Below are 10,964 nucleotides of genomic sequence, written 5' to 3' on the forward strand. Positions count from 1 at the left end.
GAAGGGGTCGGAGGCAATTTCCCGAAGGAAATTACCTCCGACCCCAATTGGTCGTCAGGCGGCGCGGGTGGCCTGGCCGGCCTTGGGCATTTCCATGTGCAGCGAGGCGGCCTGCAGTTCGAACGGGTCGAAGTCGTCGACCGAGATCGCGTCCCAGGTCATCGTGCGCAGCTCCTCGAGCTGGGCTTTCTCCTCGGCCGTGATCCAGCCCTCGGCCACGCCCTCGGTCAGCTGCGAGGCGAAGTCGAGCGCCTCGATGTCGCTGTTCTTGAGCGCCTTGAGGAACTTGCGCTCCACCGGCTCGGCCAGGATCACCTTCGGCAGGTAGCTGTCGATGCGGCCGGCCGGGTTGTTCTCGCAGGGCGTCAGGAACACGCCCGAGGCCAGGCGGTCGCGCGCGTCGGACGGCGACATCAGCAGGGCGGCGGCGCGGCGGCCCAGGCGGTCGGACGGCAGCTGGGCGCGGCGGCCCCACGGGAACACAAGCATCCACATCAGCCAGCCGACGGGGCGGATCGGGAAGTTGCGCAGCGCGCCCGAGAGCGCCAGCTCGATCTTGTGCGCCGCGTCGTGGAAGGCGTAGGCCAGCAGCGGCTGCTCGGCGGCCGGGCGGCCCTCGTCCTCGTAGCGCTTGAGCATGGCGCTGGCGATGTAGAGCTGGCTGAGCACGTCGGCGTAGCGGCCGGAGATCTTCTCCTTGAACTTGAGCTTGCCGCCCAGGGTGAGCATCGACACGTCGGCCACCAGCGCCAGGTTGGCCGAGTAGCGGTTGAGCTTGCGGTAGTAGCGGCGGGTGTAGGCGTCGCCCGGGGCCTTGCCGATGCGCGCGCCGACCAGGCCCAGCACCCAGCTGCGCACCGCGTTGGAGATCGCGAAGCCGATGTGGCCGAACAGGCTGTGGTCGAACTCGCGCAGGCCGGCGGCCTTGTCCGGGTTCTGCGCCGCCTGCATTTCCTTGAGCACCCAGGGATGGCAGCGGATGGCGCCCTGGCCGAAGATCATCAGCGTGCGGGTCATGATGTTGGCGCCTTCGACCGTGATCGAGATCGGCGCCGCCTGCCAGCCGCGGCCCAGGTAGTTCATCGGGCCCAGGATCACGCCCTTGCCGCCGTGGATGTCCATGGCGTCGCGCGCGACCTCGCGGGCCAGTTCGGTGGCGTGGTACTTGGCGATGGCCGAGGGCACGGCGGGCTTCTCGCCGCGGTCGACGGCGGCGGCGGTGGCCTGCGACAGCGCGGCGCAGGCATAGGCGTTGCCGGCGATGCGGGCCAGGGCCTCCTCGACGCCTTCGAAGCGGCCGATCGACAGGCCGAACTGCTTGCGGATGCGGGCGTAGGCGCCGCTGACCACGGCCGCGAGCTTGGACGCGCCCGACGAGGTCGAGGGCAGGGTGATGGCGCGGCCCACGCTCAGGCACTCGACCAGCATGCGCCAGCCGGCGCCGATGTAGTCCTCGCCGCCGATCAGCTGGCTCAGCGGCAGGAACACTTCCTGGCCGCGCACCGGGCCGTTCTGGAAGGCGCAGTTGAGCGGGAAGTGGCGGCGGCCGACCTCCAGGCCCGGGGTGTCGCGCGGGATCAGCGCGAGCGTGATGCCGCGGTCGGCCTGTTCGCCCAGCAGCTTGTCCGGGTCATGCAGGCGGAAGGCCAGGCCGATGACGGTGGCCACTGGGGCCAGGGTGATGTAGCGCTTGTCGAAGGTGAGCTTGACGCCGAGCACCTTGGCGCCGTTCCACTCGCCTTCGCAGACGACGCCGAAGTCCGGCAGGGAGGTCGCGTCGGAGCCGGCGAACGGGCCGGTGAGCGCGAAGCAGGGCACCTCGCGGCCGTCGGCCAGGCGGGGCAGGTAGTAGTCCTTCTGTTCCTTCGTACCGTAGTGCAGCAGCAGCTCGGCCGGGCCCAGCGAGTTGGGCACGCCGACGGTGGAGCTGAGCGTGGCCGACACCGAGGCCAGCTTCTGGATCACCTTGTGGTGGGCGAGCGCCGAGAAGCCCAGGCCGCCGTATTCCTTCGGGATGATCATGCCGAAGAACTTGTTCTTCTTGAGGAAGTCCCACAGCTCCGGCGGCAGGTCCGCGCGCACATGGGTGACTTCCCAGTCGTTGGTCATGCGGCAGGCCTGCTCGACCGGGCCGTCGAGGAAGGCCTGCTCCTCGGCGGTGAGCTCCGGCCTGGGCTGGGCCAGCAGGGTTTCCCACTTCGGCATGCCCGAGAACAGCTCGCCCTCGAAGCCCACCGTGCCGGCGTCGAGCGCGGTCTTCTCGGTGTCCGAGAGCTTGGGCAGCATCTTCGTGTAGATGCGCAGCAGCGTGCGGGTGATCACCGCCTGGCGCAGCGGCGTGACGAGCAGCGGCAGCGTGGTGACCGCCAGCAGCGCCGCGGCGACGATCGTCGCGGTCAGGTTGGCGCCGGCCAGGCCGCAGGCCACCAGGCCGGTGGCGGCGATGGCGGCGAACACCGCCAGGCGCCATCGATGGTAGGCCGACAACAGCACGGCCAGCAGCAGGACGATAAAGGGTGCGAGGATGCTCATCGAAGATCTCCGTGGGCGGCCGCGTGGGGTTCGGCCAGGTCGGACAGGAACTGCAGCAGGGTGCCGGTGAACGCGTCGTTGTCGTCGCCGGCGACCATGTGGGTGGCGTCCGGCAGCTGCACGTGTCGCGCGTGCGGCGCCAGTTCGAGGAAGTGTTCGACGGTGCGGGCCGAGACCAGGTCGCTGCGGCCGCCGCTGACCAGCAGCACCGGCACGTCCAGCTCGCGGGTGGCGGCCTCGATCTCGGCCTGCAGGCCGTCGGTGGACGGGATGAACTCCGCCAGCAGGCGCGGGTCCCAGTGCCAGCCCAGGCGGCCGTCGTCGCGCCGCACCAGCAGGTGCGCCAGCTGCGAGGGCGTCTTGCGCTGGCGCCGATGCGGCAGGTAGGCGGCGATCTCGTCGGCGGCGTGCTCGTAGGACTCGAAGCCGTCGGGGTGCGCGGTCATGAAACCGAGGATGCGCTCGACGCCGGAGGCTTCCCAGCGCGGCGTGATGTCCACCAGCACCATGGCCGAGAAGGCGCGGGTGCGCGCCTGTGCCACCAGGCCGGTCAGGCCGCCCATCGAGGCGCCCACCAGCACCGGGCGCGGGCCGAGCGCGGCGCCGGCGCGGGCGACGTCGTCGACGAACTGGTCGCCGTGGTAGGGGCGCGAATGCGGGTTGCGGGCCGACTCGCCGTGGCCGCGCGCATCCCAGGCCAGGCTGGTGCGGCCGGCCGCGGCCAGGTGGCGCTGCGTGCCGGCCCAGGCCTGGCGGGTCTGGCCGAAGCCATGCGCCAGCACCAGGCCCGGCCCGTGGCCGGCGGTGGTGCTGGCGGCCAGGCGCAGGCCGTCGGCCGCGTCGAAGGCGCGGGGACTCAGGCCCGGGATGGCCAGGGGAGTGGCAGGATTAACCATACGGCCGAGTATGGGGTGGCATTTCCGGCGCTGTCAATACCAGCCCGTATGGTGCATCATCGCCGCATCCCTTAGACTTGGCGACCGTATGGTAACCCCCGCCAACAAGATCGAACGCCCCGCGCGCCTGAGCGCCGAGGACTGGGCGCTCGCCGCGCTCGACGTGATCGCCGAACAGGGGCTCGCGGCCGTCGCCGTCGAGCCGCTGGCGCGCCGGCTTGGCGTGACCAAGGGCAGCTTCTACTGGCATTTCCCCTCGCGTGAAGCGCTGCTGGTGGCGGCGCTCGAGCGCTGGGAGGTGATGGAGCAGGAAACCGTGTTCGGCCAGCTCGAGGCCGTGCCCGAGCCGCGCGCGCGCCTGAAGGCGCTGTTCCAGCTGGTGGCGCACGAACTCAGGCCGCACGTCATCTACAGTGAGCTGCTCAAGGCGCTCGACCACCCGGTGGTGCAGCCGGTGCTCAAGCGCGTGTCCGAGCGCCGCATGGACTACCTCACCGCCAGTTTCCGGCAGGCCGGCCTGCCCAGGCTCGAGGCGCAGAACCGCGCCCGGCTGACCTACGCCGCCTACGTGGGCTTCCTGCAGCTCTCGCTGCAGCTGGGCCAGCCGCGCCTGCACCACGACGAGTTCGAGGCCTACGTGGCCCACGTGATGGCCACGCTCATCCCGGCCTAGCGGCCAGGCGGGGTTTTTCACGGGACAGGCCCCGGCGTGGCCGATAGAATAGGCACATCTGGCTCGCGCAGCCTTGCGCGCAGCCTCCCGGTTTCCCTTCATTGGCCCCGCCAGGAGCCCGCCCCGCAATGTCCAGCAAGCTCGCCAGCCTCAACGATTGGGTTGCTTCGGTCGCCCAGCTCACCCAGCCCGACGCCATCCACTGGTGCGACGGCTCCGATGCCGAGAACGCGCGCCTGGTCGGGCTGATGCTCGCCAACGGCGATCTCATCAAGCTCAACGAGCAGACCCATCCGGACTGCTACCTGCACCGCTCCAGCCCCACCGACGTGGCGCGCGTCGAGCACCTGACCTTCGTGTGCACCACGCACCCGGCCGACGCCGGCCCGAACAACAACTGGATGGCGCCGGACGAAGCCCACGGCGAGATGGACGCGCTGTACAAGGGCTGCATGCGCGGCCGCACCATGTACGTCGTTCCCTACTGCATGGGTCCGGTGGATTCGCCGCTGTCGCGTTGCGGCGTCGAGATCACCGACTCGCCGTACGTGGTGGCCAACATGCGCATCATGACCCGCATGGGCGCGCAGGCGCTGGCGCGCATCGAGCGCGACGGCAGCTTCGTCAAGGGCCTGCACTCGGTCGGCGAGCTCGACCCGGACCGCCGCTACATCATGCACTTCCCGGAAGAGCTGATGATCCAGAGCTACGGCTCGGGTTACGGCGGCAACGCCCTGCTGGGCAAGAAGTGCCATGCGCTGCGCATCGCCAGCTACCAGGCCCGCACCGAGGGCTGGCTGGCCGAGCACATGCTGATCGTCGGCATCGAAAATCCGAAGGGCGAGACGCACTACGTCGCCGCCGCCTTCCCCTCGGCCTGCGGCAAGACCAACCTGGCCATGCTGATCCCGCCGGAGGGCTACCGCCGCGACGGCTGGAAGGTCTGGACGGTCGGCGACGACATCTGCTGGATGCACCCGGGCGCCGATGGCCGCCTGTACGCGATCAACCCGGAGGCCGGCTTCTTCGGCGTCGCCCCGGGCACCAGCGAGAAGACCAACCCCAATGCGATGGCGATGCTCAACCACGACGCCATCTTCACCAACGTCGGCATCACCGCCGACGGCCAGCCGTGGTGGGAGGGCATGAGCTCGGGCCAGCCGGTCAAGGACTGGCAGGGCCGCGACTACGACAAGTCGGTCAGCCCGGCCGCGCACCCGAACTCGCGCTTCACCGTGAGCGCGAAGCACTGCCCGAGCTACACCGCCAAGGCCGAGGATCCCGAGGGCGTGCCGATCAGCGCCATCGTCTTCGGCGGCCGCCGCGCCTCGCTGGTGCCGCTGGTGTTCGAGGCCCGCGACTGGACCCACGGCGTGCTGGTCGGTGCCGCGATGGCTTCCGAGACCACCGCCGCCGCCACCGGCGCGGTCGGCGTGGTGCGCCGCGATTCCATGGCCATGAAGCCCTTCGCCGGCTACAACTTCGGCGATTACTTCGGGCACTGGCTGTCGTTCGACAAGCCCGGCGCCAAGCTGCCGAAGATCTTCCAGGTCAACTGGTTCCGCAAGGACGCCGACGGCAAGTTCATGTGGCCCGGCTTCGGCGACAACATGCGCGTGCTCGAGTGGATGCTCAAGCGCGTCACCGGCCAGGCCGAAGCCGTCGAGACCCCGGTGGGCAACCTGCCCAAGCCGGGCGACCTCAACGTCGACGGACTGGACCTGGATCCGGCGGTGCTCGAGCAGCTGCTCACCATCGACCGGGCGGGCTGGAAGGAAGAGATGGCGCACATCGGCGAATACCTCGAAGGCTTCGGCGATCGCACGCCGGCCGCGCTGGAAGCCGAGCGGGCCAGGATCGCCGCGCAGCTGGCCTGAGCCGGCGCCACGCGCAAGACCCCGACGGGCCGGCGACATGCCGGCCCGTTGCTTTTTGCGCGCCTCTAAACCCCGGGCCACCCGACGGCATCCCAGTGGGTATGCTCAGCCTTGCCGTGAAACCCGCCCCCGCCAGCGCCGAGGCCCAGGCCGTCCGCGAGGAAGACCATGCCCTGGTCCGCGCCGCCGGCGCGGGGGACGTGCCGGCCTTCGAGCAGCTCTACCGCCGCCACGCCGCGCGGGTGTTCGCGGTGCTGCGCCGGCTCAGCGGGCAGGAGGCGCGCGCCGAGGAACTGCTGCAGGACGCTTTCGTGAAGGCCTGGCAGGCACTGCCGGGTTTCCGGTTCGAAAGCGCCTTCGGCACCTGGCTGCACCGGCTGGCGGTGAACACGGCGCTGATGGACCTGCGTTCGCGCCGCGGCGCCGAGGCGCTGGAGACCGACGACGAGGCCCTGGCCTGGCAGGCCACGCCCGACAGCGCCGGCCACCGCACCGCGCTCGGCCTCGACCTCGAGCGCGCCGTGGCCAGCCTGCCGCCGCGGGCCCGCGCGGTGCTGGTGCTCCACGACATCGAGGGCTGGAAGCACGAGGAAATCGCCGGCGAGCTGGGCATGGCCGTCGGCAGCTCCAAGGCCCAACTGCATCGCGCGCGCCAGCTGCTCAGGGCGCGCCTGGGAGAAGACCATGAATGACGAAGCCCTGCGTTTCCGCCTGCGCCAGTTGCCGCGCGAAATCGAACCGGCGCGCGACCTGTGGCCGGGCATCGCCGCCCGCCTGCCGGTGCGGCGGCCGAAGCCGCGGCGCTGGCCCACGCTGCTTACCCTGGCGGCCTGCCTTTGCCTGGCCGTGGGCGTGGCCGCCTGGCTGCGCCCGCAGGCGGCGCCCGGGCCGGGCCTGGAGGCCCGGCTGGTGCAGGCCGAGGTCGAAGCCCTGACCCGCGAGTACGAGGCCGCGCTGGCCGAACTCGCCGTCGTGCCCGTGCCCGAACCGCTGGCCCCGGCCCTGGCCACGCTCGACCAGAGCGCCGGGCAGATCCGCGAGGCCCTGGCCGAGCAGCCCGGTTCGACCCGGCTGCTCGATCAGCTCAAACGCACCTATTCACGCCGGCTGGCGCTGACCCAGCGCGCCGCCCTCGGCTGATCGCCGCCCCGATGCGTACTAATAAGGAGTCCACCATGTTCGCCCGACTGATCCTGGCCACCAGCCTCATGCTCGCCTTGCCGGCGATGGCCGACACGCCCATCGATGAAACCCGGCCGCTGGCCGCCGATGGCCGCGTGTCCATCGAAAACCTCAAGGGCGAGATCGTCGTCCGGGCCTGGGACCGCCCCGAGGTCCACGTCACCGGCACCCTGGGCGAGGGCATCGAGTCGTTCTCGGTCGCCGGCAGCGGCAGCAGCCTTTCGATCGAGGTCAAGTACCCGAAGAACGGCGGCGGCTGGTTCTCGGGTGGCAACAAGTCCGGGCCGAGCCTGCTCGAGGTGCGCATGCCGGCCACGGCCTCGCTGGACGTGGACGCGGTGAGCGCGCGGGTCGACATCGCCGGCCTCGACGGCGGCCGCCTGTCGGTGGACAACGTGAGCGGCGAAGTGCGCGTGCGCGGCAGCCGGGTCTCCGAGGCGCGCTTCGACAATGTCTCCGGCGACATCGACGCCGAGATCGACAGCCCCGACATCGCCATTGACACGGTCAGCGGCGATGTTCGCCTGGTCGGGGCCGGCGGCGGCAGCCTGGGCCTGGACACGGTCTCGGGCAGCGCCGGGGTGGAGCTTGGCGAGGTGCGCCGCGTGGTGATGGACACCGTGTCGGGCGACATCGAGCTCAGCACCCGGCTGGCGCCGGGCGGGCAGATCAGCGCCGACTCGGTGTCGGGCGGGCTGCGGCTGCGCCTGCCGGCCGACACGTCGGCCCGGCTGGCCGTCGAGACCTTCAGCGGCGGCATCAGCAGCCCGGTAGGCCAGGTCCAAACAGAACGTTACGGCCCTGGCAAGCGCCTGCAGGCCCCTCTGGGCGATGGCGATGGCGACATTCGACTGGAGGCTTTTTCCGGGGATGTGCGGGTTGAATTAACACTTAAGTGATTGATTAAAAAGGACTTGACGGCCCGGGGCGTGCAGGCGCCCCGGGCCGTTTTGCGATTGGCGTCACGTTTTTGTCTATACGGCAACTTAACCCGGTTTGCGGATCGTAAAGATTGCGTTATGCTCGGCCAGCCAAGGTGGCCACCAATGACGGTAGTCATCTTTAGGCTTTGTCCCGAACTCTAGAGTCACCATCACTCTGACGTTGGAGAGAGAGTAAATGTCCAAGACCAATCAGCTGTCCGGCGCGATCCGTTTCGCGCTTCTCGCGGCGGCCACTTCCACCTTCGCGGCCGCTCCGGCGTTTGCGCAGGAAGAGGAAGAAGCCGCTACCCTGGAAACCGTTGAAGTTACCGGTTCCCGAATCAAGCGCGCCGACATCGAGGGCGCCCTGCCCGTGACCGTCATCAGCCGTGCGCAGATCGACGCGTCGGGCGACGTCTCGGTCGCCGAGTTCCTGCGTGACACCACCTTCAACTCGACCGGTTCGTTCCGTCCGCAGTCGGGCTCCTCGGCCCAGGCTGGCGCCGAGATCAGCCTGCGCGGCCTGGGTGCCTCGCGTACCCTCGTGCTCGTCGACGGCCGTCGCGCCCCGAAGTCGCCGTTCACCGGTAACTCCGCCGACCTGAACTCGATCCCGCTGGCCGCGGTCGAGCGCATCGAAATCCTGTCCGACGGCGCCTCGGCCATCTACGGCTCCGACGCGATCGGCGGCGTGGTGAACATCATCACCCGCAAGGACTACAGCGGCGTGCAGTTCACCTACGGCATGGGCACCCCGTCCTACGAGGGTGGCGAGACCGAAGAAGCCTCGCTGATCATGGGCATCTCCGGCGACCGCGGCACCCTGCTGGCCGGCGTCGGCATGAGCAGCCGTGGCATGGTGTTCACCCGCGAGCGTCCGTGGGGCACCACCCCGGGTGCTTCGACCTACGGTAACAACTACCGTCTGCTGAACGCCGGCGAGACCGCCTACACCACCGGCTACCTGCCGGTGCCGGGTGGCTGCACCGACCCGGGCTTCTACATCAGCCCGAACAACGGTCGCTGCGTGTTCAACTTCAACCTGGTCGCCGCCGACGAGGCCGAGATCAAGAACCACTCCGCGTTCGCCCGCGGCGAGTTCGACATCAACGACAACTGGTCGACCTACCTGTCCACCACCGTGTCCCGCGTGAAGTCCTTCGGTCGTTACGCTCCGGACCTGGGCGCGCTGTACGTTCCGATCGACAGCCCGAACAACCCGACCTACGACCCGGTTGCCGGCACCGGCACCAACTCGGCGATCCTGTACCACCGCTTCGCCGCGCTGGGTAACCGCGACACCTACATCGACTCGAACGTCTACGACGTGATGTTCGGCTTCCAGGGTCGCCTGTTCGACAAGGTCGACGTCGACTTCGGCGTCCGCCAGTCGGAGTTCAAGTACTTCGAGCTGGGTCGCAACTACGTCATCCAGACGCTGGCCGAGCAGGCCATCGCCGATGGCTCGTACGACATCTTCAACCCGGGTGCCAACTCGGCCGACGTCCTGAACGGCATGAAGGCCACCATCAACCGCGAGTCCACCTGGACCACGCGTGAGGTGTTCGGTCTGGCCACCTTCGACGTCTTCGAGATGTCGGGCGGCGCCTCCATGATGGCCGTGGGCTTCGAATACCGCGACGAGGACTACAAGGATCTGTACGACTCGCTGCAGGAAGCTGGCCTGACCCCGGGCTCGGCGGGTAACTCCGCTGCCGGCGGCCGTGACATCACCGCGCTTTACGCTGAGTGGGTCATGCCGATCACCAGCAACTTCGAAGTCAGCCTGGCTGCCCGTTACGAGGATTACTCCGACTACGGCTCCGACCTGGCCCCGAAGATCGCCATGCGCTGGCAGCCGCTCGACAACCTGACGGTCCGTGCGTCCTACGGCCAGGGCTTCGCCGCCCCGACCCTGGACATCCTGACCCAGAAGGACGCGTTCTCGGCTGACACCGTGTTCGACCCGGCGACCTGCCTTGCTTACGGCGACTACCCGGCCAACGCGACCGGCCCGGGTGGCCGTGATGGTCGTACCCCGGCCGTGTACTGCGCAGAGGAAGGTGGCCTGAATGGCGTGCAGATCGACGCCTACCGCAAGGCCAACCCGAACCTGGGTTCGGAGCAGTCCGACCAGTACTCGATCGGCGTGGCGTGGGATCCGACCGACTGGCTGAACATCACCCTCGATTACTACAACATCACCATCGAGGACCGCATCGCGTTCTTCTCGTCGCAGACCTTGGTCAACATCGACATCGGTCAGGACCCGCTGAACCGTCCGTTCCCGGGCGCGCCGTGCTCGCTGACGCGCGATCCGCTTGACGGCAACGCCATCGCCATGATCGAGAACTGCTACTTCAACCAGGGCGAGATCAAGACCGACGGTGCCGACCTCAAGATCCGCACGAACTTCGACTTCGGCGGCTGGGGCAACCTGATGAGCCAGCTGGACGTGGGTTGGCTGAACAGCCAGACCGTCGACGGCGGCCCGAACAGCGTTGGCAACCTGGGTGTGCCGGAGTTCCGTGCGACCCTCATGAACCAGTGGAACATCAACGACTTCTCGTTCAACTGGAACATGCGTCACATCGACGAGAACGGCCGCGCCAGCTCCCAGACCCTGCACGACCTGCAGGCCAACTGGAGCGCTCCGTGGAACGGCCGCATCACCATCGGCGTGACCAACGTCGAGAACGAGCTGCCCGAGCTGATCGCTTACGGCAGCCGCAACTTCAACTTCAACCTGTACGATGCCTACGGCCGCACGCCGTACATCCGTTACACCCAGGAATTCTGATCCTGGTAAAAGGTTGTTGCTTGACCTGGGAGGGGCCTTCGGGCCCCTCCTTTTTTTGGTTCTTCACCCAAGTCCGGGGAA

Annotated in this window: 8 protein-coding genes; 6 read left to right on the forward strand and 2 right to left on the reverse strand. The window is 68.9% G+C overall.

The window, feature by feature from the left end; translation table 11 throughout:
• Nucleotides 1-54: 54 nt before the first annotated feature.
• Together C6N40_RS05375 and C6N40_RS05380 are read right to left on the reverse strand one after the other, a co-directional pair.
• Nucleotides 55-2,532, reverse strand: a complete 2,478-nt coding sequence (locus C6N40_RS05375) for an acyl-CoA dehydrogenase (RefSeq protein ID WP_106989977.1) — start codon at nt 2,530-2,532, stop codon at nt 55-57.
• Nucleotides 2,529-3,428 carry an alpha/beta fold hydrolase gene (locus tag C6N40_RS05380; protein WP_106989978.1) on the reverse strand — a complete coding sequence of 300 codons (900 nt, stop codon included), beginning with the start codon at nt 3,426-3,428 and terminating at the stop codon, nt 2,529-2,531. Before C6N40_RS05380 ends, C6N40_RS05375 begins: the two co-directional genes overlap by 4 nt.
• Before the next feature lie 88 nt (nt 3,429-3,516).
• Here C6N40_RS05380 and C6N40_RS05385 point away from each other — a divergent pair, with 88 nt between their 5' ends.
• The 6 genes from C6N40_RS05385 to C6N40_RS05410 all read left to right on the forward strand — a co-directional run bounded on the left by C6N40_RS05385 (nt 3,517) and on the right by C6N40_RS05410 (nt 10,883).
• On the forward strand, nt 3,517-4,101 hold the full coding sequence (locus tag C6N40_RS05385; protein ID WP_106989979.1) for a TetR/AcrR family transcriptional regulator: 585 nt from the start codon (nt 3,517-3,519) through the stop codon (nt 4,099-4,101).
• A 128-nt stretch (nt 4,102-4,229) separates the two neighbouring features.
• A complete protein-coding gene (locus tag C6N40_RS05390) occupies nt 4,230-5,978 on the forward strand; it encodes a phosphoenolpyruvate carboxykinase (GTP) (protein ID WP_106989980.1) in 1,749 nt (582 codons plus the stop codon).
• Between the two features lie 101 nt (nt 5,979-6,079).
• A complete protein-coding gene (locus C6N40_RS05395) occupies nt 6,080-6,670 on the forward strand; it encodes an RNA polymerase sigma factor (protein WP_106989981.1) in 591 nt (196 codons plus the stop codon).
• The gene (locus tag C6N40_RS05400) at nt 6,663-7,118 is read left to right on the forward strand and encodes a hypothetical protein (RefSeq protein WP_106989982.1); all 456 of its coding nucleotides are present in this window, start codon (nt 6,663-6,665) and stop codon (nt 7,116-7,118) included. The genes C6N40_RS05395 and C6N40_RS05400 overlap by 8 nt, the downstream gene beginning before the upstream one ends.
• Before the next feature lie 35 nt (nt 7,119-7,153).
• Nucleotides 7,154-8,059, forward strand: coding sequence for a DUF4097 family beta strand repeat-containing protein (locus C6N40_RS05405; RefSeq protein ID WP_162782092.1), 906 nt, complete (start codon nt 7,154-7,156; stop codon nt 8,057-8,059).
• A 220-nt stretch (nt 8,060-8,279) separates the two neighbouring features.
• Complete coding sequence (locus C6N40_RS05410) at nt 8,280-10,883, forward strand: TonB-dependent receptor plug domain-containing protein (RefSeq protein ID WP_106989984.1); 2,604 nt, start codon at nt 8,280-8,282, stop codon at nt 10,881-10,883.
• The last annotated feature ends 81 nt before the right edge of the window (nt 10,884-10,964 follow it).

Origin of the sequence: Arenimonas caeni, from assembly GCF_003024235.1 — a bacterium.
Lineage (GTDB): Bacteria > Pseudomonadota > Gammaproteobacteria > Xanthomonadales > Xanthomonadaceae > Arenimonas > Arenimonas caeni.